Below are 22,338 nucleotides of genomic sequence, written 5' to 3'. Positions count from 1 at the left end.
AGTCATGCATGCAACGTACAACCCCTCCATTCCGCGCCGACGTTGTCGGCAGTTTTCTGCGCCCGCTGGCGATTAAAGAAGCGCGTAAACAGTTTCAGGCCGGCGAGATTGATGCCGCTCAGCTGCGCGCTGTGGAAGACACTGAAATTCGTCGCGTGGTGGATTTGCAGCGTGAAGCCGGTCTGCAAGTGGTCACTGACGGCGAATTCCGCCGGGCGTGGTGGCACTTCGATTTCTTCGAAGGGCTGGACGGCGTGGAAGGTTACGACGCGGTGCAGGGGATCCAGTTCAACGGCGTACAAACGAAAGCACGCAGCATCAAAGTGGTCAGTAAACTCGGTTTTGGCGCACACCCGATGCTGGAAGATTTCCGCTTCCTGAAAAGCATCAGCGGCAGCGCGGTGCCCAAAATGACCATTCCAAGTCCGAGTGTGATGCATTTTCGCGGTGGCCGTGACGCCATCAGCAAAGAGGTTTACCCCGACCTGAAAGCGTATTTTGACGATCTGGCACAGGTTTACCGTGACGCCATCAGGGCGTTTTACGATGCCGGTTGCCGTTATCTGCAACTCGACGACACGGTCTGGGCGTACCTGTGTTCAGAAGATCAGAAGAAGCAAATCCGCGAACGTGGGGATTCTCCGGAAGAGTTAGCACGCACTTACGCTGACGTGCTGAATAAAGCCATTGCCGGGAAACCCGACGATCTGGTGATTGGTCTGCATGTTTGTCGTGGCAACTTCCGCTCCACCTGGATTTCAGAAGGTGGCTATGAACCGGTCGCGGAGATCCTGTTTGGCGGCGTGAACATCGATGCTTTCTTCCTTGAATATGACAACGAGCGTTCCGGTGGTTTCGAGCCGCTGCGCTTCATCAAAAAAGGCCATCAGCAGGCGGTTCTGGGATTGATCACCACAAAATCCGGCGAACTGGAGCTGGCGAAAACGGTGGAAGCGCGTCTTGCAGAAGCGGCTGAGTATCTGGATATCAACCAGATTTGCCTCAGCCCGCAGTGTGGTTTCGCCTCGACAGAAGAGGGCAACAGCCTGACCGAAGCGCAGCAGTGGGAAAAATTAAAACTGGTCGTCGATATCGCTGCGCGCGTCTGGTAAAGGCGTCGCCGGTTATTTATTGACCTCATTAATCTGCTGGATATCGTGCGTGAAATTGCCCGTTCGTGGTGATTTCACGCACTTTTTGCCTTTTCGGGGCATATCTTGTGCTTACTTCGTTCAAAAATCATACATATCATATTGCGTGTTTGTGGCTGTATTTAGTGATAATCGCTGCTCTAAAGCATTAATCTGGTTGAAGACTCTGCTTTTTGGATCTCGGCTTGCCTTTCTGCGCTATAAACGTTTACCTTAGCCCCCGCTGTCGCTCGATACTCCCTGCATAACAACGTAATCATCTGCATATCATCAGGCGTTTTAGGCTCCTTCCGGCTTCATTTTGGTGCTCTCTGGCTTTGTTCGCCATTCATCCTTCTGACCGAGCAGCACGACGACAGCAACGGACACTTTATTCATTTGAACAGGCAACACGACACCAATCATGAGTACTCGTTTAACAAATAAAGATATTCTGGCGTTAGGTTTCATGACCTTCGCTTTATTCGTCGGGGCCGGAAACATTATTTTCCCGCCAATGGTTGGCCTGCAGGCCGGTCCTGAAGTCTGGTGGGCTGCTGCCGGGTTTATGATCACAGCCGTCGGCCTCCCGGTGATGACCGTCATTGCCTTGGCGCGTGTCGGGGGCGGTGTTGACGCCCTGAGCTCTCCGATTGGCCGTGGTGCCGGTATTTTGCTGGCCACCGTCTGCTATCTTGCCGTGGGCCCGCTGTTTGCTACGCCACGCACCGCGACCGTTTCCTTTGAAGTGGGGATCGCGCCGATGACCGGTGACGGCCCGCTGCCTCTGCTGATTTATAGCGTGATTTATTTTGCGCTGGTGATCGGCATTTCCCTGTATCCGGGCCGTCTGCTCGATACCGTCGGGCATTTCCTCGCGCCGTTGAAAATGGTTGCACTGGCTGCGCTGGGCGTTGCCGCACTGCTGTGGCCTGCCGGCCAGACAATGCCTGCGGTCGATGCTTATCAAACGGTTCCCTTCTCAAGTGGCTTCGTAAACGGGTATCTGACGATGGATACGCTGGGAGCGCTGGTGTTCGGGATTGTGATCGTTAATGCCGCCCGTTCACGCGGTGTGTCTGATGCTAAGTTGCTGACCCGTTACACTATTCTGGCTGGGTTGATCGCCGGTTTAGGTCTGGTGTTGGTCTATCTCAGCCTGTTCAAACTTGGCGAAAACAGTGCATCACTGGTTCCTGGCGCGACTAACGGCGCGGTGATCCTGCATGCTTATGTGGCGCATACCTTTGGTGGCGTCGGCAGCTTCTTCCTCGGCGCGCTGATTTTCATCGCCTGTATGGTGACGGCGGTTGGCCTGACCTGTGCCTGTGCGGAGTTCTTTGCTCAGTACCTGCCGCTGTCTTACAAAACACTGGTGTTCATTCTGGGTCTGTTCTCCATGCTGGTGTCCAACCTCGGCCTGAGCCATCTGATTCAGATTTCAATTCCGGTGCTGACGGCCATTTACCCGCCATGTATCGCGCTGGTGGTCTTGAGCTTCACCCTGCGCTGGTGGAATAATACGACGCGCATCGTGGCGCCGGTCATGCTGGTCAGTCTGGTGTTCGGTATTGTTGATGGCATCAAAACCTCGGCCTTTGCTGATATCATGCCTGCCTGGACTGCGAACCTGCCACTGGCTGCACAAGGTCTTGCCTGGTTACCGCCGTCAGTATTAATGCTGGTGCTGGTGGGGATCTATGACAAAATCAGTGGCCCGCGCAGCGTCACGGCGCATCAATAATTATCGGGTGAAAGTTCCACAGTAGTTGAGTGAATTGTTCGCCAATCAGGCCACGGAAACCATTTCCGTGGCTTTTTCATTGGCAGGGTGCAGGTGTTTTTTTTGAATTGGCATTGTGATTTTTAAAATACAGAGACGGGTTAAGGTACATGCAAGAATCAGCTGAACAACCAACCGGGCAGCCAGAAGCGCCGGGCACGAAGCTAAAACGCGGTCTGACAACGCGTCATATTCGCTTTATGGCATTGGGATCAGCCATCGGAACCGGGCTGTTTTATGGATCGGCGGATGCCATCAAACTGGCAGGGCCCAGTGTATTGCTGGCATATCTGGTCGGCGGCATCATCGCCTTTATCATCATGCGCGCACTCGGCGAAATGTCGGTGCATAACCCGCAAAGCGGTTCGTTCTCACGTTATGCCCAGGACTACCTCGGGCCAATGGCGGGCTATATCACTGGCTGGACCTACTGTTTCGAAATCCTCATTGTGGCGATCGCCGACGTTACTGCCTTCGGCATTTATATGGGCGTCTGGTTCCCGGATGTGCCGCAGTGGACGTGGGTGCTCAGCGTCGTGCTGATCATCGGCGCGATCAATTTAGTCAGTGTGAAGGTGTTCGGCGAGCTGGAGTTCTGGTTCTCCTTCTTCAAAGTGCTGACGATTATCATCATGATTGTGGCGGGTTTCGGCATTATCTTCTGGGGCATCGGTAATGGCGGCCAGGCAACAGGTATCCATAATTTGTGGAGCCACGGCGGATTCTTCAGCCAGGGCATCATGGGGACTATCCTGTCGTTACAGCTGGTGATGTTCGCTTATGGCGGCATTGAAATCATTGGTATTACGGCCGGTGAAGCGGAAGATCCGAAGAAGTCGATTCCGAAAGCCATTAACTCGGTTCCGCTGCGTATTCTTGTGTTTTACGTGGGCACTCTGTTTGTCATCATGTCGATTTTCCCGTGGAATCAGATCGGTACGCAGGGGAGTCCGTTTGTACTGACATTCCAGCATATGGGGATCACTGCGGCGGCCGGTATTCTGAACTTCGTGGTGATCACTGCGTCGTTGTCGGCTATCAACAGCGATGTGTTTGGCGTGGGCCGTATGTTGCACGGAATGGCAAAGCAGGGGCAGGCGCCTAAAATGTTCAGCAAAGTGTCGCGTCTGGGCACTCCGTGGGTCACGGTGCTGGTGATGATGGCCGCGTTGCTGATTGCGGTTTACCTCAACTACATCATGCCTTCGAATGTGTTTTTGGTGATCGCGTCTCTGGCGACCTTTGCGACCGTCTGGGTGTGGATAATGATCCTGTTCTCCCAGATTGGTTTTCGTCGCAAGCTGAGCAAGCAGCAGGTTAAAGAGCTCGAGTTCCCGCTGCGTGGCGGCGTGTATACCTCGGTGTTCGGTATTATCTTCCTGGTGTTTATCATCGGCCTGATTGGTTACTTCCCGGATACCCGCGTGTCGCTTTACGTCGGTATGGTGTGGGTTGCCGCCCTGCTGATAGGGTATGCCTTCAAGCTGCGTAATGACCGCAAGAAGCAGGCAGTGTCACTGAGCAAGTAAGCAAGCACTTACCTTTCGGTAAAAAAAAGCCCCCGATATCTTCAAGGTATCGGGGGCTTTTTGTTGTCAGTTAATAGCCGATGGCCGCGCCTGCTGGCCGCCGCACATCATTCGCGCCATAGAGATAACCTTCGCGAACCTTGCCTGATACCGCCGAGTCATTACCTGAAGTGGCAGAGGTGACGCCTGCGGCGCCCGGTAACCCCACCATAATCAACTCCGTCGCGCCCCACGGCGTCTGTTCCACCATTTTATAGCCCATCTTCTGCAGGATGTTCAGGCTGTCCGGAGAAACGCCGCGCTGCTCGTAATACACTTCGTCCGGCAGCCATTGGTGGTGAATACGTGGTGCGTTCACGGCTTCCTGCGGTGCCATCCCGTGGTCGATGACATTGAGCGCGGACTGCAACGTAATGGTGATGATGCGTGAACCGCCCGGCGATCCCAGAACCATAAAGATTTTACCGTCTTTAGTCACCAGACTCGGGCTCATCGACGATAGTGGGCGCTTACCGGGGGCGATGGAATTTTTAACGCCCTGGACCAGACCGAAGAGGTTTTTCTCACCGACTTTTACCGTGAAATCATCCATTTCGTCGTTGAGGAAAAAACCGGTGCCGGGCGCGATCACCACAGAACCAAATAGACCATTGATGGTGTAGGTGGTGGAGACGGCGTTACCCATTTTATCGACGATGGAATAGTGCGTCGTTTCCGGTTTTTCGTGAGGTTCCATGCCCGGCTGAACGGCAGTCGATGGGGTGGCTTTATCCGCTTCTATCTTTTTACGGATTTCTTCGGCGTAACTTTTGCTGATCAGACGATCGACAGGATTTTTCACAAACGCCGGATCGCCGAGGTAAGTATTACGATCCATATAAGCATGACGCATGGCTTCGGTCATGACGTGAATCGACGCCGCTGAATTGAACCCCATGCTTTTCAGATCATAGCCTTCCACAATGTTGAGGATTTCGCACATCGTGACGCCGCCGGAGCTTGGCGGTGGCGCAGACACGAATTTATAGCCACGGTAGCTGCATGAAACCGGCGTATCTTCGGTGACTTTATAATTGGCGAAATCTGCGGCCGTCAGGATGCCGCCGCCTTTTTTAGAGGCAGCTTCGACCGCCTGCGGGATTTTTCCTTTATAGAAAGCGTCCGGGCCGTTTTTCGAAATGGCTTCCAGCGTGTCGGCTAAGTCGGTTTGCACCAGTTTATCGCCGGGCTGCAACGCGCTGCCATCTTTGCGCAGGAAGATGCGCGCTGCTTCAGGATCCTCTTTGAAGCGATCGACCTTGGTGTCGAGAATATCGGTATCGGCGCGGGTCAGTTCGAAACCCTGACGTGCGAGTTTTATGGCCGGTGCCATGACCTGCTGACGTGTCAGCGTCCCGTATTCCTTCTGGACGGTATCCATGCCCAATACCGTGCCCGGCACGCCAGCGGCCAGATAGCCGTAAAGGCTTGCGCCTTTTTTCACATTCCCGTCGGCATCCAGATACATATTGGCGCTGGCGGCCGCAGGTGCCATTTCCCGGAAGTTAATAAAAGTGTCTTTTCCGTCGGCCAGATGCACCGTCATAAAGCCACCGCCGCCAATGTTGCCACAACATGGGTTGACGACGGCCTGCGCGTAGCCGACAGCCACGGCGGCATCAATGGCGTTACCGCCCATTTTCAAAATATCGACGCCGACCTGAGAGGCCAGATATTGCGAGGTGACGACCATGCCGTTTTTGGCTTCCACCGCAGGACTGGACGCGGCGTACAGCGGCAGGCTGGTCAGCATGGTGAGTGCGATGAGTGATTTCCGTAACATATAGGCTCCTGTTTTAACCCTGTCTTTTAAGTCATAACCTTCAGGTTATTGTGTGATATCACTTTTTTTATGACGACTGTGTTCCGTTCGCCTGAGGAAATGATGCAAAGCGCACGCCATTGTGAACGAAACATGTCGTTTTCAGCGTAGACGTAAAAAGAGGAGCGTAAGGAAAGGAAGGGGAAAAAATGTGATCCCGCCGGACGGCAGGCATAAAAAAACGGCCAGCAAAGCTGACCGTTATTGAACGTGAAATCCGTGAAGGGATTACAGGTTTGACGCGTTTTCAGACAGGTATTTAGCCACGCCATCCGGAGATGCGCCCATGCCTTTTTTGCCTTTTTCCCACTGAGCCGGGCACACTTCGCCGTGCTCTTCGTGGAATTGCAGCGCGTCAACCATACGCAGCATTTCGTCGATGTTACGACCCAGTGGCAGATCGTTCACTACCTGGTGACGTACAACGCCTTCTTTGTCGATCAGGAAGGAACCGCGCAGTGCAACGCCAGCGTCCGGATGTTCGATACCGTAAGCTTTCTGAATTTCGCGTTTGATGTCAGCAACCATCGCGTACTTAACAGGACCGATGCCGCCTTTCTCAACAGGGGTGTTACGCCATGCGTTGTGAACGAACTCGGAGTCGAAGGACACGCCTACTACTTCTACGCCACGATTCTGGAATTCTTCGTAACGGTGATCAAACGCGATCAGTTCAGAAGGGCAGACGAAAGTGAAGTCCATTGGCCAGAAGAAGATAACAGTTGGTTTGCCTGCAGTGTGTTTTTTGAAGTTGAAGTTTTCAACTACTTCGCCGCTGCCAAGTACTGCTGCTGCGGTGAAGTCAGGGGCTGGGCGAGTTACCAGAACCATAATATTACTCCTTATGAAACCCAAAAGGGCGTCGTAGGTGAGAGGAAAGGGTGAACAAAACGACTGCCAGTATAGGGGCAAGCCCGAAGTGAATAAACCCCATCGCGCCAATCAATCAGATAGCATCCGGCTATCAGTTTTTGAAGTATGTCCCATCGTTCTTTAACAACAGACACTTAATTGCAAAATATTGTGTTCATTCTCACAAATTCAACGCGGTTTGTCAGATTTGCCGGTCTTTCGCCTGTTGCATCATGACCGGATAAAACTGCCAAAAAAGCTGTTCGAGGGCGTCGTAATTCAGTTCGATATCATGGAATGAGCCGGTCAGTGCACTGAGCTTTGGCCGACGGCTGGCCATGCCGCGTAATACGTCACCTATAAAAGGCAGCGCGGCATAACGTTCCATCCAGCGTTCCGGCCACAGATAAGCATTCAGATTCCGGAAACGCTCAGGCATTTCAGGCAGCTGCGGTTCAATTTCCTGCTGACAGTCGTCAAGAAAATCTTCCAGGGATTGCTGCGGATGAATGCTGGCCCAGTGGCGGGAGAGAAAATGGTCCCACACGACGTCCAGAGTAATGGGTGATACGCGGCGAAAATCATCACGGAAATAGCTGCGCGCAATTCTGACTTCCGGCAGGGAATCGGTGAGGGTATCTACGCGGCGGTGCATGCGGATCCCGCTGACGATGTCATCGGAATATTGCCCTTCAGGGTTGCCGCGAACGAAGTCCGCCAGCAGATTGCCTAACAGGGAGCTGTCGGCCAGAGAGGCCAGATGGAGGTGAGCTAAAAAATTCATTGGCCGAGTATAACGCAGTAAATGTGATCCCTGACAGGGTGGCCGCCTTTATTCGCGCAGAAGCTTGCAGGGGATGCCTCGTCCCACTAGACTAAGCCGCCTGTTTTTGTCGTTAAAGTGAAGTGAAAAACCATGCGTGTTGCCGATTTTTCTTTTGAACTCCCTGAATCCCTGATTGCCCGCTATCCGCAAACCCAGCGCAGCGGCTGTCGTTTGTTGTCTCTGGACGGGCCGGGCGGTGAGTTAACGCACGGCGTGTTCACCGATATTCTCGATAAAATCCTGCCTGGCGATTTGCTGGTATTTAACAATACCCGTGTGATCCCGGCCCGCGTGTTTGGCCGTAAGGTCAGCGGCGGCAAGATTGAAGTGCTGGTCGAGCGGGTGCTCGATTCGCACCGCGTTCTGGCGCACGTTCGTGCGTCCAAATCCCCTAAACCGGGGGCAGAATTGCTGCTCGGTGATAAAGAAGACATTAAAGCCACCATGGTGGCCCGTCACGATACGCTGTTTGAGCTGGAATTTAATGAAGATCGTGATGTCTTTACTCTGCTCAACGAAATCGGCCATATGCCGCTGCCGCCGTATATCGACCGCCCTGATGAAGATGCCGACCGCGAACTTTATCAGACCGTCTACAGCGAACGTCCGGGTGCCGTCGCCGCGCCGACCGCCGGTTTACATTTCGATGAGCCGCTGATGGATGCGCTGAAAGCCAAAGGCGTGGAGTTCGCTTTTGTGACGCTGCACGTGGGCGCGGGCACCTTTCAGCCGGTGCGTGTGGACACTATTGAAGACCACATTATGCACGCCGAGTATGCCGAAGTGCCGCAGGACGTGGTTGATGCCGTGCTGGCGTGTAAAGCGCGCGGTAATAAAGTCGTGGCCGTGGGCACCACCTCTGTGCGTTCGCTGGAAAGTGCCGCGAAAGCCAGCGAAGATGCGCTGATTGCGCCATTCTTCGGCGATACTAAGATCTTCATCTATCCGGGTTATCACTATCAGGTGATTGATTCCCTGATCACTAACTTCCATCTGCCTGAATCGACGTTGATCATGCTGGTGTCTGCGTTTGCCGGTTATAAAAATACGATGAATGCCTACCATCAGGCTGTCGCAGAGCAGTACCGTTTCTTCAGTTATGGTGATGCAATGTTCATCAACCGTAACCCGCTGGCGCCGCAGGAAGTGGTCGGCCAGTAACGTTTTTGTAACTACCCGCCCGGACGCACTCGGTGTATCCGGGCTTTCTTTTCCGGGCGTCATGCCACGGACTTAACCTCATCAGACTGTTTCTCTGATGCTGGAGGCAATGTGAAGTACGAATTAAGCACTACCGATGGCCGCGCACGTCGCGGACGTCTGGTCTTTGAACGTGGCGTGGTCGAAACCCCGGCATTTATGCCAGTAGGCACTTACGGCACCGTAAAAGGCATGACCCCGGAAGAAGTTAAAGATACCGGCGCGCAAATCCTGCTGGGCAACACTTTCCACCTGTGGCTGCGCCCGGGTCAGGAAATCATGAAACTGCATGGCGATCTGCACGATTTCATGAACTGGCACGGCCCGATCCTCACCGATTCCGGCGGCTTTCAGGTGTTCAGCCTGGGGGCGATGCGTAAAATCAAAGAAGAGGGTGTACATTTCCGCAATCCGATCAACGGCGATCCGGTCTTCCTGAGCCCGGAAAAATCCATGGAGATCCAATACGATCTCGGTTCTGACATCGTGATGATCTTCGACGAATGTACGCCGTATCCTGCTGACTGGGATTACGCAAAACGCTCCATGGAGATGTCTTTGCGCTGGGCAAAACGCAGCCGCGATCGCTTCAACGAATTGAATAATAAGAATGCTTTGTTCGGGATTATTCAGGGCAGCGTTTACGAAGATTTACGAGATGTATCATTAAAAGGGCTGGTAGATATCGGCTTTGATGGTTACGCTGTGGGCGGTTTGGCGGTAGGCGAGCCGAAAGAGGACATGCACCGTATCCTTGAGCACGTTTGCCCGCAAATCCCGGAAGACAAACCTCGTTATCTGATGGGCGTCGGCAAACCGGAAGATTTGGTGGAAGGCGTGCGTCGCGGTGTGGATATGTTTGACTGTGTTATGCCAACGCGTAACGCGCGTAACGGTCACTTATTTGTCACCGATGGCATCGTCAAAATCCGAAATGCCAAGTATAAATCTGATACGACAACGCTGGATGAACACTGTGATTGCTACACATGTCGCAATTATAGCCGCGCCTACTTGCATCATCTCGACCGTTGCAACGAAATTCTGGGTGCCCGTTTGAATACCATCCACAATTTGCGCTATTACCAGCGTTTGATGGCCGGTTTACGCCAGGCTATTGAAGAGGGTAAATTAGAGCTCTTTGTGACAGACTTCTACGAGCGTAAAGGCAAACCGGTTCCGCCTTTAAACTTCTGATTTCTTAGTCGTGTCGGCATCTCCGAAAGGCGGTGCCGATTTTATCATTTGTTGAGCCGTCATAATGGGGTATTGTGCGAGACGTTTCATCGCCAGACTCCATTTTGGAAATACGGTTTTTTTTACAACAACTATTTTGCTTCACAACAACAATGAGGGAATTTAAATGAGTCTTTTCATTTCCGATGCTGTCGCAGCTTCCGGCGCACCGTCACAGGGAAGTCCTTACTCTCTGGTTATTATGCTGGTGGTTTTTGGTCTGATTTTCTATTTCATGATCCTGCGCCCGCAGCAGAAACGTTCTAAAGAACACAAAAAACTGATGGATTCCATCGGTAAAGGTGACGAAGTGATGACCACCGGTGGCCTGATCGGTCGCGTAACGAAAGTGGCTGAAACTGGCTATGTCGTCATCGCACTGAACGACACTAACGAAGTGATGATCAAGCGTGACTTCGTGGCAGCTGTCCTGCCAAAAGGCACGATGAAGTCTATCTAATTTTCGATTTTCCCGAAGGGAACTGCCGTGTTAAACCGTTATCCTGCGTGGAAGTATCTGATGCTGATCGTTGTGGTCATCGTCGGGCTGCTTTATGCACTTCCCAACCTTTATGGTGAGGATCCGGCTGTTCAAATCACTGGTGCTCGGGGTTCCGACGCCAGTGAAGCAACGCTGGACCAAGTCCGTAACGTATTAGATCAAAGCAAAATCCAGATCAAATCAGTTGCTCTGGAGAATGGCGCTATTCTTGCCCGTTTCAAAGACACGGATGTACAGCTTCGTGCACGTGAAGCGCTGACTGAAGCGCTGGGCGACAAGTTTGTTATTGCACTTAACCTGGCACCGGCAACGCCGCGCTGGTTGAGCATGCTGGGCGCCGAGCCGATGAAGCTGGGCCTCGACTTACGTGGTGGTGTGCACTTCCTGATGGAAGTGGATATGGATACTGCGCTGAGTAAGCTGCAAGAGCAGACGATGGACAACATGCGCAGCGATCTGCGCGACAAGAATATTCCTTATGCCACGGTGCGTAAGCTCGACAACTATGGCGTTGAAGTGCGTTTTCGTGATGCTGCCACCCGCGATTCTGCGGTCAGCTACCTGAGCCCACGTCACCGCGATTTAGTGATCACCAACAGCGGCGATAACGCCATTCGCGTGGTGATGACTGATGCTCGCATGAATGAAGCCCGCGAGTATGCCGTTCAGCAAAACATCACCATCCTGCGTAACCGTGTAAACCAACTGGGTGTGGCAGAGCCGCTGGTACAACGTCAGGGTTCTGACCGTATCGTCGTTGAGCTGCCGGGTATTCAGGATACGGCGCGTGCGAAAGAAATTCTGGGCGCCACGGCGACACTGGAATTCCGTCTGGTGAATACCAATGTGGATGCCACTGCTGCAGCGTCTGGCCGCGTGCCGGGTGACAGCGAAGTGAAAAATACCCGTGAAGGCCGCCCGGTTGTCTTGTACAAACGCGTGATCCTGACCGGTGACCATATCACTGACTCCACCTCCAGCATGGATGAGTACAATCAGCCGCAGGTTAACATCTCTCTCGACAGCGCTGGCGGTAACGCCATGTCTAACTTCACTAAGGATAACATCGGTAAACCGATGGCTACCCTGTTTGTGGAGTACAAAGACAGCGGTAAGAAAGATGCCAATGGCCGTTCAATTCTGGCGAAACAGGAAGAAGTTATTAACGTGGCGACGATTCAGTCACGTCTGGGTAACAGCTTCCGTATCACCGGTGTAAACGATCCGAATGAAGCCCGTCAGCTGTCTCTGCTGCTGCGCGCCGGTGCGTTGATCGCGCCAATCCAGATTGTTGAAGAACGTACCATCGGCCCGACCTTAGGGATGGAAAATATCAAGCAAGGTCTGGAAGCCTGTCTGGCAGGACTTGTGGTCTCAATTATCTTCATGTTGTTCTTCTATAAGAAGTTCGGTCTGATTGCGACCTCTGCGCTGATTGCTAACCTGGTGCTTATTGTTGGGATCATGTCTCTGATACCTGGGGCAACACTCACGATGCCGGGTATTGCGGGTATCGTATTAACCCTTGCCGTAGCGGTGGATGCCAACGTACTGATCAACGAACGTATTAAGGAAGAACTTAGTAACGGACGTTCAGTACAGCAGGCTATTGATGAAGGTTACAAAGGCGCGTTCAGCTCCATCTTTGATGCCAACGTCACGACGCTAATCAAGGTCATCATCCTGTATGCCGTCGGCACCGGGGCAATTAAAGGCTTTGCGATTACAACCGGTATTGGTGTAGCGACGTCAATGTTTACCGCAATCGTCGGTACTCGTGCCCTCGTAAATCTGTTGTACGGCGGCAAGCGCATCAAAAAGCTGTCTATCTGAGGAGTGCGTTGTGGCACAGGAATATACTGTTGAACAATTAAACCACGGCCGTAGAGTCTATGACTTTATGCGCTGGGATTACTGGGCTTTCGGTATCTCTGGTTTCCTGTTGATCCTTTCTATCGCCATTATCGGTGTGAAAGGTTTTAACTGGGGTCTGGATTTCACCGGCGGTACGGTTATTGAAATCTCGCTGGAAAAACCTGCGGATTTGGACATGATGCGCGCTTCGCTTGAGAAATCAGGCTTTGCAGAACCGCTGGTACAGAATTTTGGTAGCAGCCGCGACATCATGGTTCGTATGCCACCGACTAAGGGTGAAACAGGCGGCCAGGAACTGGGTGCTAAAGTTCTTAGCGTGATTAACGAAACGACCAGCCAGAATGCCCAGGTGAAACGTATCGAGTTCGTCGGCCCAAGCGTAGGGGCTGATTTGGCGCAAAATGGTGCGATGGCGCTGTTAGTGGCATTGATCGCTATCCTGGTTTACGTCGGTTTCCGCTTCGAGTGGCGTCTGGCGGCAGGTGTTGTTATCGCGCTTGCTCACGACGTTGTGATCACCATGGGTGTGCTCTCGTTATTCCATATCGAGGTTGACCTGACCATCGTTGCTTCACTGATGTCGGTTATCGGTTACTCGCTTAACGACAGCATCGTCGTATCGGACCGTATTCGTGAGAACTTCCGCAAGATCCGTCGCGGGACATCTTACGAAATCTTTAACGTGTCGTTGACCCAGACGTTGCACAGAACATTGATCACATCCGGTACCACGTTAGTCGTGATCCTGATGCTGTATTTGTTTGGTGGTGCATTGCTGCGTGGTTTCTCACTGACCATGTTGATTGGTGTTTCAATCGGTACGGCTTCATCGATATATGTTGCTTCGGCGCTGGCCCTGAAACTGGGTATGAAGCGTGAACACATGTTGCAGCAAAAAGTGGAAAAAGAAGGTGCAGATCAGCCTTCGATTCTGCCTTAATCTGCTGATGGTTCAGTGATCAAAAAACCCCGCGCTGCGGGGTTTTTTTTGCCTGAAATTCGGGATGTTATGGCTGAACTGTGGCGGCAGAAGGCGGTACCGTGGCGACAATATTGTGCAGATGGACAAAGCCCAGCGTTTCCATCGTGACCTGACTGAATTTCACCTCGAAGGTTTTCACCGGTCCGGGCAGCAAATCCGCTTCCACGTTGATGTTTTGGGTTTGCATATCGACGGTCAGCGGTTTGCCGGTGACCGGATCCAGCTGGCCCCAGCTCAGTGACGCGGTAAATGGCGGCAGCGGATTGCCGGCATCGTTTTTCACTTCTAGCACCGCTTGTAACCCGCTGGCATCCGGTGCCACGCGCAACAACGTCACGGTCAGCTCACCCAGATCACTTTTCAGCAGGGCAGGGCTCTTAGCCGCAGGCAGCAAATAGACGCCATTGCTGGACTGCCGGTTCAGCGTGGTTTGCTGTTCAAGTGCGACCGCCAAATCGGTCAGCCGTTGCAGTTTCTGATTCAGCTGACCCACTTCCGATTTCAATTCCGGCAGCTGTGGATTTTGCTGCGCGCAGCCCTGCAGGCTCAGCAACGTGGCGCCGATAAGCCAAAGGCGAGGGTGTTTCGTCATATCAGAGATTTCCTTTCTTCTGCCCGATGCAACATCCGTCCGGGCACTAATAGAGAGCCTAAGTTTAACCCGATGTCGATGAAAGTAGCGACAGCCTTTGTTGTCTGCACACTTCGGGTTAAACTGATGTCCAATTGAGTTCGCGATCAGGAAGTGCTATGCATTGCCCATTTTGTGCTGCTGTTGATACTAAAGTGATTGATTCCCGCCTGGTGGGTGACGGATCGCAGGTTCGCCGTCGCCGTCAGTGCCTGGTGTGCCATGAACGTTTCACCACTTTTGAAGTGGCGGAACTGGTGATGCCGCGTGTCATTAAAAGCAATGAAGTCCGCGAACCCTTTAACGAAGATAAATTACGCGGCGGCTTACTGAAAGCGCTGGAAAAACGGCCGGTCAGTTCTGACGATGTTGAAACCGCCATCAGCCACATTAAGTCGCAGCTGCGCGCCACCGGCGAGCGTGAAATTCCCGCGAAGATGATCGGCAATCTGGTGATGGATGCCCTGAAAGGGCTGGATAAAGTGGCCTACATTCGTTTCGCATCGGTCTATCGCAGCTTTGAAGATATTCGTGAATTTGGTGAAGAGATCGCCCGTCTTCAGGATTAAGGAAAACTGATGTTCCCCGAACAGCCTGCTGCACCACAATCTGCTGAATTACCCTCCGATGAACGCTTTATGGCGCGCGCTTTCGAGCTGGCGCGTCGCGGGCGTTTCACCACCACACCGAATCCCAACGTCGGTTGTGTCATTGTCTCCGGGGGGGAAATCGTCGGTGAAGGCTACCATTTGCGTGCCGGTGAGCCTCATGCCGAAGTCCATGCGCTGCGCATGGCCGGTGAAAAAGCCAGAGGCGCGACGGCCTATGTGACACTCGAACCGTGCAGCCATCATGGCCGCACGCCGCCTTGTGCCGATGCTTTACTGGCGGCAGGCATCACCCGGGTTGTGGCAGCGATGCAGGATCCTAATCCGGAAGTTGCCGGGCGAGGGTTATACCGTCTGAAGCAAAATGGCGTGGATGTCAGCCATGGGCTGATGCATTCGCAGGCGGAAGCCGTCAATCTCGGCTTTCTGAAACGCATGCGCACCGGTTTCCCTTACGTACAACTGAAAATGGGCGCATCGCTGGATGGCCGAACGGCGATGGCCTCCGGCGAAAGTCAGTGGATCACCTCGTCGGCGGCGCGCGCTGACGTGCAGCGTTTTCGCGCAGAAAGCTCAGCGGTTCTGAGCACCAGCGCCACGGTGCTGGCCGATAATCCCTCGCTGAATGTGCGCTGGTGCGAACTGGGCAGTGATGTGCAGGCCGTTTACCCTGAGCAGAGCCTTCGCCAGCCGCTGAGAATTATCCTCGACAGCCAGAACCGCGTGACGCCACAGCATCAGCTGGTGAATTTACCCGGCGACGTTCTGCTGGCCCGTCTTGAAAAAGATCAGCTGGCCTGGCCTGATTCCGTTGAACAATGGTGCGTTCCGGGACGCGAAAATCGCATCGATCTGGTTCTGCTTATGATGCAACTGGCGAAACGTCAGGTAAATTCCATCTGGGTGGAAGCCGGCGCTCAACTTGCCGGAGCCTTATTACAAGCGGGTCTGGTTGATGAATTAATCGTTTATATGGCACCTAAGTTATTGGGTGATAATGGCCGCGCACTGTGCGAACTGCCCGGATTGCAGCATCTGAAAGATGCGCCGGAATTCGTTTTCAGTGATGTCCGGCAGATTGGCCCGGACCTGCGTTTACGTCTGAAGCCGGTGTACTGAGCATTTTACTCCTCCTCTGTTTGCACGGGTTTGAAAAGCCCGTGTCCAGACAGGGTAATTTTATGATAGAATCCGCCCCCCTGCGGCTGGGGTTGAGAAACTCCTGAACCCACTTTAAGGAAAACTATGAACGTTATTGAAGGTGTTGTAGCCACGCCTAACGCGCGCGTAGCGATCGCGATTGCTCGTTTTAACAATTTCATCAACGACAGCCTGCTTTCCGGTGCTATTGATGCGTTGAAACGTATTGGTCAGGTCAGCGATGACAACATCACCGTAGTCTGGGTCCCGGGCGCATACGAATTGCCCCTGGCAACCCGTGCTCTGGCTGAAAGCGGAAAGTACGACGCCGTTGTTGCGCTCGGTACAGTGATCCGCGGGGGCACAGCCCACTTTGAATTCGTCGCGGGCGAATGCAGCTCTGGCCTGTCCAGCGTTGCCATGAACAGCGAAATCCCGGTTGCCTTTGGTGTGCTGACGACAGAAAGCATCGAACAAGCCATTGAACGCGCAGGGACAAAAGCCGGTAACAAGGGTGCAGAAGCTGCACTGACCGCGCTTGAAATGATTAATGTTATCAAGGCTATTAAGGCCTGAATCTAGTTAAGGGGAAATCCGTGAAACCTGCTGCTCGTCGCCGCGCCCGTGAATGTGCCGTTCAGGCGCTTTACTCCTGGCAGTTGTCGAAAAATGACATCGCCGATGTTGAATTAGAATTCCTGACCGAGCAGGATGTCAAAGATGTAGACATTGCCTATTTCCGCGAACTGCTGGCTGGTGTAGCAAACAGTGCAGAGAAACTCGATGCATTGATGGCGCCATACCTGTCACGTCAGCTGGATGAATTAGGCCAGGTGGAAAGAGCGATCTTGCGTCTGGCTCTGTTTGAGCTGAGCAAGCGCCAGGATGTCCCTTATAAAGTGGCCATCAATGAAGCGATCGAACTGGCGAAAACCTTCGGCGCTGAAGACAGTCACAAATTTGTGAACGGTGTGCTGGACAAAGCGGGCCCGCATATTCGCAAGAAATAATGTCAGCAAGGGTCAGCCCGACGGATAAATGATCACACTCATTTTCACCCGATTGCTGTCTTCGTTGATACTCTGGTGATGTCACCTCGCTTATCCTTTGTGTGACACCCTTCTTAAGGCCGGTTTTCCGGCCTTAAGTCATTCTAACGATTTGGAATTGTATTATGGCATCCGGCGAATTTGACGTAATCAATCGCTACTTTAACCGGTTCAGAACCGCCAGACAGGATGTTCAGTTAGGCATTGGTGATGATTGTGCCTTACTGACGGTTGGCGAAAAACAACTCCTCGCCGTCAGCACTGATACGCTGGTCGAAGGCATCCATTTCCTGAAAACCATTTCTCCGGCCGATCTTGGCTACAAAGCGCTGGCGGTGAATCTCAGTGATTTAGCGGCAATGGGCGCGGATCCTGCCTGGGTTTCTCTCGCGCTGACGCTGCCCGAGGTCAATGCTGACTGGCTACAGTCTTTCAGTGACAGCTTGTTCGAACAACTTAATTACTACGGTATGCAACTGATTGGCGGTGATACCACCCGCGGTCCGTTGAGCATGACGTTAACCATTCAGGGGCTGGTGCCGGTCGGTCGAGCATTGACGCGTTCTGGTGCCGGTGTGGGCGACTGGATTTTCGTGACAGGTACGCTGGGCGACAGTGCCGCGGGTCTGGCCGTTGTGCTGGAGCAGCTGAACATCACTGATGATAAAACGCGTGAGTTCCTGCTTAAACGCCATCTGCGGCCTTCGCCGCGCGTTCTGCAAGGTCAGGCGTTGCGTGATTTAGCGACGTCGGCTATCGATCTCTCCGACGGGCTGATTTCCGATTTGAAGCACATTCTGAAAGCCAGTGATTGCGGCGCGCGCCTGGATCTGGATGCCATTCCGTTCTCTGATGCCATGAAGTCACTTGGCGATCCGGAACAGGCACTGAAATGGGCACTGACCGGCGGCGAAGATTACGAACTGTGCTTCACCGTGCCGGAAATCAATCGCGGGGCGGTGGACGCGGCGCTGAGTCATCTTGGCGTTGATTTTACCTGCATCGGCCAGATTGCTCCCCTTTCCGAAGGCCTCAAACTGATGCGGGCCGGTTCACCGGTGCAACTGGAATGGCAGGGTTTCGACCATTTTGCCTGAGCCGATGTTCTGACGGTGTGTAAGAAGTTAAAAAGGCGTTGCATGTTGATTCTGCAGCGCCTTTTCTGTTTTTTAACCTGAGAGAGATTCGTCCGTTTTACTCAAATCCGACAGCCTGATGCGGCACATAAGCCATTTCAAGTTCGGCGATTTCTTCAATCGACAGTTTGATGTTCAGCGCAGCAATCGCATCGTCGAGATGGGCAGGGCGGGAAGCGCCGATGATAGGGGCGGTGATCACATGTTTGCTGAGGATCCACGCCAGTGCAATCTGCGCGCGCGGAACACCGTGATCTTCCGCGATTTTACCCACACGCTCGGCTATTTTACCGTCGGCTTCATCCGTGGCATCGTACAGCGTGTTGGCAAAACTGTCAGACACCGAACGGGCGGTGGTTTCTCCCCATGGGCGCGTAAGCTTACCGCGCGCCAGCGGACTCCACGGCAGAACCGCGATGTTTTCTTCCAGACACAACGGGTACATTTCCTTCTCTTCTTCACGCTGGATCAGATTGTACTGATCCTGCATCGAGACGAAGCGCGCCCAGCCATTTTGCTGCGAAACATCCAGCGCCTGCTTAAACTGATGGGCATGCATGGAAGAAGCCCCGATAAAACGCGCCTTTCCGGCTTTCACCACGTCATTGAGTGCTTCAAGCGTTTCTTCAATTGGCGTGTTGTAATCCCAGCGGTGGATTTGTAGCAGATCGACATACTCCATGCCGAGGCGGCGCAGACTGTCGTCGATAGATTGCATAATCGACGCGCGGGACAATCCGCCTTCCAGGCCGGTAATCGGATAAAACACTTTGGTGGCGACGACGATCTGGTCGCGTTTCGCGAAGTCTTTCAGCGCCCGCCCGACGATCTCTTCGCTGCTGCCATCGGAATAGCTGTTGGCGGTATCAAAAAAGTTAATGCCTGCATCCAGCGCCTGTTTAATGATTGGGCGACTGCTTTCTTCAGGTAAGGTCCAGGCATGTCTGCCGCGATCCGGTTCGCCATACGTCATACAACCCAGACACAGTTGCGATATTTTCAGACCGGTTTTTCCCAACGTGGTGTATTGCATTGCATCTCTCCGTAAAAGCCTGCGTGATAACCGGCAGGCGTTAAAAAATGATTAGCATGCTTAACTGTAGCTCACAGAATGGCGGGATTGGGGAAGACAGGAGAATGTGGGGAAAGAAACCCCCTCTTTCAGGCGAAAGAGGGGAAATGATCAGGCCAGCCAGTCGGTGATTTGACGGTCAATACCTTCGGCATCGAGCCCGACATCATGACGGATCTCGTCCTGGGTTCCCTGTGGCACAAAGTGGTCCGCCAGACCGATATTCAATACCGGCACTAATATGCGTTTTGCCATCAGCAGCTCATTCACACCGCTGCCGGCGCCACCCATGATGGCGTTTTCTTCCAGCGTCACCAGCACTTCATGGCTTGCCGCCAGTTCGAGAATCAGTGCTTCGTCGAGCGGTTTAACAAAGCGCATATCCACGACGGTGGCATTACGTTTTTCAGCCGCTTCCAGCGCATCCGGCAGCAACGTACCAAAGTTCAGGATCGCCACTTTTTCACCTTCGCGACGCACAACACCTTTGCCCAACGGCAGGGATGCCAGCGGTTCGCAGGTTGCACCGGTGCCGCTGCCGCGCGGGTAACGCACGGCCACCGGGCCGCTGTTGTGATGATAGCCGGTATGCAACATCTGGCGGCATTCGTTTTCATCGCTTGGCGTCATGATGATCATATTCGGAATGCAGCGCAGGAATGACAGGTCAAATGCGCCCTGATGGGTCTGGCCGTCGGCACCGACGATACCGCCGCGATCGATGGCAAACAGTACCGGAAGATTTTGGATCGCCACATCGTGGATCACCTGATCGTACGCCCTTTGCAGGAAAGTCGAGTAGATCGCCACGATCGGTTTGTAGCCGCCAATCGCCAGCCCGGCGGCAAACGTCACGGCATGCTGTTCGGCGATGGCAACGTCGAAATACTGCTGCGGATACTCCCGGGAGAAGCGCACCATGCCGGAGCCTTCGCGCATTGCAGGCGTCACGGCCATCAGTTTGCTGTCTTTGGCGGCAGTCTCACACAGCCAGTCGCCAAAGATTTTCGAATACGTTGGCAGGCCTTCTTTGCCTTTAGGCAAAATGCCGGAAGCCGGATCGAATTTGGGCACTGCGTGCCAGCCAATTGGATCTTTCTCGGCTGGCGCGTAGCCTTTGCCTTTTTTCGTCATGATGTGCAGCAACTGCGGACCTTTCAGGTCGCGCATGTTTTTCAGCGTTTGCACCAGCGCCACCACGTCGTGACCGTCCACCGGCCCGATATAGTTAAAGCCCAGCTCTTCAAACAGCGTGCCCGGTACCATCATGCCTTTCAGATGTTCTTCGGTACGGCGCACCAGTTCTTTGATCGGCGGGATGCCGGAAAGGACTTTCTTGCCGCCTTCGCGCAGATGGGAATACAACTTACCCGACAACAACTGCGCAAGATGATTATTCAGCGCGCCGACGTTTTCTGAAATCGACATTTCATTGTCGTTAAGGATCACCAGCATATCTGGCTTAATATCACCGGCGTGGTTCATGGCTTCGAATGCCATACCGGCGGTGATCGCGCCGTCACCAATCACGCAGACGGTGCGACGGTTTTTACCTTCGCGTTCGGCGGCAACGGCCATGCCCAAACCGGCGCTGATGGAGGTTGAGGAATGTCCGACGGAAAGCGTGTCGTATTCGCTTTCACCGCGCCACGGGAACGGATGCAGACCGCCTTTCTGACGGATGGTGGAAATCCGGTCACGGCGTCCGGTAAGAATTTTGTGAGGATAGGCCTGATGGCCGACATCCCAGACGACGTGATCAAACGGCGTGTTGTAGACATAATGCATGGCGACGGTCAGTTCAACCGTTCCCAGACCGGACGCGAAGTGCCCGCTGGACTGGCTGACGCTGGCCAGTAAATACTGGCGCAGTTCGTCGCAGAGCCTGGGCAGGCTCTCTTTAGGAAGTGAACGGAGATCTTCAGGATTCTCCGCCAGCGCCAGTGTCGGGTATTTGGCTAATTCAAGACTCATCAGTTGCTCATAGTAAGTATTAATTATCGCGCTCAATAACGAAGCTGGCTAACGCGAGAAGTGGCGCTGTGTTGTAAGAAAGCGCAGCGAGCTGGTCCAGTGCGGAAACGGCTTCCTGATACAGGTCCATGGCCTTGGCCTTTGCGCCGTCGAGCCCCAGCAGGGCAGGGTAAGTGCTTTTACCTAGTTGTTGATCTGCACCCTGGCGCTTACCCAGCGTGGCGGTATCACCGATGACATCAAGGATGTCGTCCTGAACCTGAAACGCCAGGCCAATCGCCTGTGCATAGGTATCCAGTATAGGCAATACGGCGCGTCCGGTGTCACCGGCGGCCAGAGCACCCATGCGCACTGCGGCGCGGATAAGCGCACCGGTTTTATGACGGTGTATTTTTTCCAGAGCGTCGAGGCTTATCTGTTGGCCTTCTGCGGCCAGATCCAGTGCTTGTCCGCCACACATGCCGCTGGCACCGCTGGCGCCAGCCAGCTCGGACACCATCGACAAACGATCTTTGACTGCTACGTCCGCCATTTCCCCGTCGGTTAAGACAGAGAACGCCAGCGTTTGCAGGGCATCGCCTGCCAGAATGGCATTGGCTTCGCCAAACTTGATGTGACAGGTTGGCTGGCCGCGACGCAGATCGTCGTCGTCCATTGCGGGCAGATCGTCATGGATCAGCGAATAGGCGTGGATGCATTCTACCGCAGCAGCGGGCGCATCAAGATTTTTCAAATCCAGCCCGAATAGCTGACCGGTGGCATACACCAGATAAGGTCGCATCCGTTTGCCGCCGAGCAGTGCACCGTAGCGCATGGCTTCAACCAGCGGTAAATCAGCCAGCGGCAGGGCGTCAATGTAAGCGGTCAGTACGCCATCCACGCGTTGTTGCATCGCGCGAAGTTCACGTGAAAACTCGCCAGCCGGAGAAAGAGAAATCGCTTCAGACATAAA

The 22,338-nt window shown here is 53.6% G+C and carries 20 protein-coding genes; 13 read left to right on the top strand and 7 right to left on the bottom strand.

Annotated elements, in window-relative coordinates; all coding sequences use genetic code 11:
* The first annotated feature begins 8 nt into the window (after nucleotides 1–8).
* The 3 genes from ED901_RS12085 to proY all read left to right on the top strand — a co-directional run bounded on the left by ED901_RS12085 (nucleotide 9) and on the right by proY (nucleotide 4,442).
* Nucleotides 9–1,112 carry a cobalamin-independent methionine synthase II family protein gene (locus ED901_RS12085; RefSeq protein ID WP_056770973.1) on the top strand — a complete coding sequence of 368 codons (1,104 nt, stop codon included), beginning with the start codon at nucleotides 9–11 and terminating at the stop codon, nucleotides 1,110–1,112.
* Nucleotides 1,113–1,554: 442 nt separating this feature from the next.
* Nucleotides 1,555–2,874 (top strand): branched-chain amino acid transport system II carrier protein, encoded by a 1,320-nt coding sequence (brnQ, locus tag ED901_RS12080; protein WP_056770977.1) that lies wholly within the window; start codon nucleotides 1,555–1,557, stop codon nucleotides 2,872–2,874.
* Between the two features lie 149 nt (nucleotides 2,875–3,023).
* Complete coding sequence (gene proY, locus ED901_RS12075) at nucleotides 3,024–4,442, top strand: proline-specific permease ProY (RefSeq protein WP_122096018.1); 1,419 nt, start codon at nucleotides 3,024–3,026, stop codon at nucleotides 4,440–4,442.
* A gap of 70 nt (nucleotides 4,443–4,512) precedes the next feature.
* Here the strand turns inward: proY and ggt are convergent, their stop codons facing one another.
* From ggt to ED901_RS12060, 3 genes are all read right to left on the bottom strand, one after another.
* Complete coding sequence (gene ggt / locus ED901_RS12070) at nucleotides 4,513–6,264, bottom strand: gamma-glutamyltransferase (protein WP_056770983.1); 1,752 nt, start codon at nucleotides 6,262–6,264, stop codon at nucleotides 4,513–4,515.
* Between the two features lie 267 nt (nucleotides 6,265–6,531).
* On the bottom strand, nucleotides 6,532–7,134 hold the full coding sequence (locus ED901_RS12065) for a peroxiredoxin C (protein WP_013576674.1): 603 nt from the start codon (nucleotides 7,132–7,134) through the stop codon (nucleotides 6,532–6,534).
* Nucleotides 7,135–7,357: 223 nt separating this feature from the next.
* Nucleotides 7,358–7,939, bottom strand: a complete 582-nt coding sequence (locus ED901_RS12060; RefSeq protein WP_056770986.1) for an ACP phosphodiesterase — start codon at nucleotides 7,937–7,939, stop codon at nucleotides 7,358–7,360.
* Between the two features lie 132 nt (nucleotides 7,940–8,071).
* Here ED901_RS12060 and queA point away from each other — a divergent pair, with 132 nt between their 5' ends.
* The 5 genes from queA to secF all read left to right on the top strand — a co-directional run bounded on the left by queA (nucleotide 8,072) and on the right by secF (nucleotide 13,734).
* Nucleotides 8,072–9,142: a tRNA preQ1(34) S-adenosylmethionine ribosyltransferase-isomerase QueA gene (gene queA, locus ED901_RS12055; protein WP_056770988.1), complete on the top strand. Its 1,071-nt coding sequence runs from the start codon at nucleotides 8,072–8,074 to the stop codon at nucleotides 9,140–9,142.
* A gap of 111 nt (nucleotides 9,143–9,253) precedes the next feature.
* Nucleotides 9,254–10,378: a tRNA guanosine(34) transglycosylase Tgt gene (tgt, locus tag ED901_RS12050; protein WP_056770989.1), complete on the top strand. Its 1,125-nt coding sequence runs from the start codon at nucleotides 9,254–9,256 to the stop codon at nucleotides 10,376–10,378.
* 166 nt (nucleotides 10,379–10,544) lie between these two features.
* Entirely contained in the window at nucleotides 10,545–10,877 is a 333-nt protein-coding gene (gene yajC, locus ED901_RS12045) for a preprotein translocase subunit YajC (protein WP_056770992.1), read from the top strand.
* A 27-nt stretch (nucleotides 10,878–10,904) separates the two neighbouring features.
* A complete protein-coding gene (gene secD / locus ED901_RS12040) occupies nucleotides 10,905–12,752 on the top strand; it encodes a protein translocase subunit SecD (protein WP_072158037.1) in 1,848 nt (615 codons plus the stop codon).
* 10 nt (nucleotides 12,753–12,762) lie between these two features.
* A complete protein-coding gene (gene secF / locus ED901_RS12035) occupies nucleotides 12,763–13,734 on the top strand; it encodes a protein translocase subunit SecF (protein WP_056770996.1) in 972 nt (323 codons plus the stop codon).
* A 67-nt stretch (nucleotides 13,735–13,801) separates the two neighbouring features.
* Here the strand turns inward: secF and ED901_RS12030 are convergent, their stop codons facing one another.
* Nucleotides 13,802–14,368 (bottom strand): DUF3251 domain-containing protein, encoded by a 567-nt coding sequence (locus tag ED901_RS12030; protein WP_122096017.1) that lies wholly within the window; start codon nucleotides 14,366–14,368, stop codon nucleotides 13,802–13,804.
* A gap of 158 nt (nucleotides 14,369–14,526) precedes the next feature.
* On the opposite strand from ED901_RS12030, the gene nrdR reads away from it, so the two are divergent.
* The 5 genes from nrdR to thiL all read left to right on the top strand — a co-directional run bounded on the left by nrdR (nucleotide 14,527) and on the right by thiL (nucleotide 18,301).
* Nucleotides 14,527–14,976, top strand: a complete 450-nt coding sequence (gene nrdR, locus ED901_RS12025) for a transcriptional regulator NrdR (RefSeq protein ID WP_056771003.1) — start codon at nucleotides 14,527–14,529, stop codon at nucleotides 14,974–14,976.
* A 9-nt stretch (nucleotides 14,977–14,985) separates the two neighbouring features.
* Nucleotides 14,986–16,134 carry a bifunctional diaminohydroxyphosphoribosylaminopyrimidine deaminase/5-amino-6-(5-phosphoribosylamino)uracil reductase RibD gene (gene ribD, locus ED901_RS12020; RefSeq protein ID WP_122096016.1) on the top strand — a complete coding sequence of 383 codons (1,149 nt, stop codon included), beginning with the start codon at nucleotides 14,986–14,988 and terminating at the stop codon, nucleotides 16,132–16,134.
* Between the two features lie 126 nt (nucleotides 16,135–16,260).
* Nucleotides 16,261–16,731: a 6,7-dimethyl-8-ribityllumazine synthase gene (ribE, locus tag ED901_RS12015; RefSeq protein WP_056771010.1), complete on the top strand. Its 471-nt coding sequence runs from the start codon at nucleotides 16,261–16,263 to the stop codon at nucleotides 16,729–16,731.
* 20 nt (nucleotides 16,732–16,751) lie between these two features.
* Complete coding sequence (nusB, locus tag ED901_RS12010; RefSeq protein WP_013576663.1) at nucleotides 16,752–17,165, top strand: transcription antitermination factor NusB; 414 nt, start codon at nucleotides 16,752–16,754, stop codon at nucleotides 17,163–17,165.
* 164 nt (nucleotides 17,166–17,329) lie between these two features.
* Complete coding sequence (thiL, locus tag ED901_RS12005) at nucleotides 17,330–18,301, top strand: thiamine-phosphate kinase (protein ID WP_122096015.1); 972 nt, start codon at nucleotides 17,330–17,332, stop codon at nucleotides 18,299–18,301.
* Between the two features lie 97 nt (nucleotides 18,302–18,398).
* Here the strand turns inward: thiL and ED901_RS12000 are convergent, their stop codons facing one another.
* The 3 genes from ED901_RS12000 to ispA form a co-directional block, all read right to left on the bottom strand.
* On the bottom strand, nucleotides 18,399–19,373 hold the full coding sequence (locus ED901_RS12000) for an aldo/keto reductase (protein WP_122096014.1): 975 nt from the start codon (nucleotides 19,371–19,373) through the stop codon (nucleotides 18,399–18,401).
* A 150-nt stretch (nucleotides 19,374–19,523) separates the two neighbouring features.
* Entirely contained in the window at nucleotides 19,524–21,386 is a 1,863-nt protein-coding gene (dxs, locus tag ED901_RS11995; protein WP_122096013.1) for a 1-deoxy-D-xylulose-5-phosphate synthase, read from the bottom strand.
* Nucleotides 21,387–21,405: 19 nt separating this feature from the next.
* Nucleotides 21,406–22,335 (bottom strand): (2E,6E)-farnesyl diphosphate synthase, encoded by a 930-nt coding sequence (ispA, locus tag ED901_RS11990; protein ID WP_056771026.1) that lies wholly within the window; start codon nucleotides 22,333–22,335, stop codon nucleotides 21,406–21,408.
* Nucleotides 22,336–22,338 lie beyond the last annotated feature (3 nt).

Source organism: Rahnella sp. Larv3_ips, from assembly GCF_003697865.1.
Classification (GTDB): domain Bacteria; phylum Pseudomonadota; class Gammaproteobacteria; order Enterobacterales; family Enterobacteriaceae; genus Rahnella; species Rahnella rivi.
This window is presented reverse-complemented; position numbering and strand designations above follow the sequence as displayed.

Bases quoted from the DNA above. Each gene is read 5' to 3' on its own strand.
- ED901_RS12085 (WP_056770973.1), top strand. From the start codon at position 9: ATGCAACGTACAACCCCTCCATTCCGCGCCGACGTTGTCGGCAGTTTT.
- brnQ (WP_056770977.1), top strand. From the start codon at position 1,555: ATGAGTACTCGTTTAACAAATAAAGATATTCTGGCGTTAGGTTTCATG.
- proY (WP_122096018.1), top strand. From the start codon at position 3,024: ATGCAAGAATCAGCTGAACAACCAACCGGGCAGCCAGAAGCGCCGGGC.
- ggt (WP_056770983.1), bottom strand. From the start codon at position 6,264: ATGTTACGGAAATCACTCATCGCACTCACCATGCTGACCAGCCTGCCG.
- ED901_RS12065 (WP_013576674.1), bottom strand. From the start codon at position 7,134: ATGGTTCTGGTAACTCGCCCAGCCCCTGACTTCACCGCAGCAGCAGTA.
- ED901_RS12060 (WP_056770986.1), bottom strand. From the start codon at position 7,939: ATGAATTTTTTAGCTCACCTCCATCTGGCCTCTCTGGCCGACAGCTCC.
- queA (WP_056770988.1), top strand. From the start codon at position 8,072: ATGCGTGTTGCCGATTTTTCTTTTGAACTCCCTGAATCCCTGATTGCC.
- yajC (WP_056770992.1), top strand. From the start codon at position 10,545: ATGAGTCTTTTCATTTCCGATGCTGTCGCAGCTTCCGGCGCACCGTCA.
- ED901_RS12030 (WP_122096017.1), bottom strand. From the start codon at position 14,368: ATGACGAAACACCCTCGCCTTTGGCTTATCGGCGCCACGTTGCTGAGC.
- nrdR (WP_056771003.1), top strand. From the start codon at position 14,527: ATGCATTGCCCATTTTGTGCTGCTGTTGATACTAAAGTGATTGATTCC.
- ribD (WP_122096016.1), top strand. From the start codon at position 14,986: ATGTTCCCCGAACAGCCTGCTGCACCACAATCTGCTGAATTACCCTCC.
- ribE (WP_056771010.1), top strand. From the start codon at position 16,261: ATGAACGTTATTGAAGGTGTTGTAGCCACGCCTAACGCGCGCGTAGCG.
- thiL (WP_122096015.1), top strand. From the start codon at position 17,330: ATGGCATCCGGCGAATTTGACGTAATCAATCGCTACTTTAACCGGTTC.
- ED901_RS12000 (WP_122096014.1), bottom strand. From the start codon at position 19,373: ATGCAATACACCACGTTGGGAAAAACCGGTCTGAAAATATCGCAACTG.
- dxs (WP_122096013.1), bottom strand. From the start codon at position 21,386: ATGAGTCTTGAATTAGCCAAATACCCGACACTGGCGCTGGCGGAGAAT.
- ispA (WP_056771026.1), bottom strand. From the start codon at position 22,335: ATGTCTGAAGCGATTTCTCTTTCTCCGGCTGGCGAGTTTTCACGTGAA.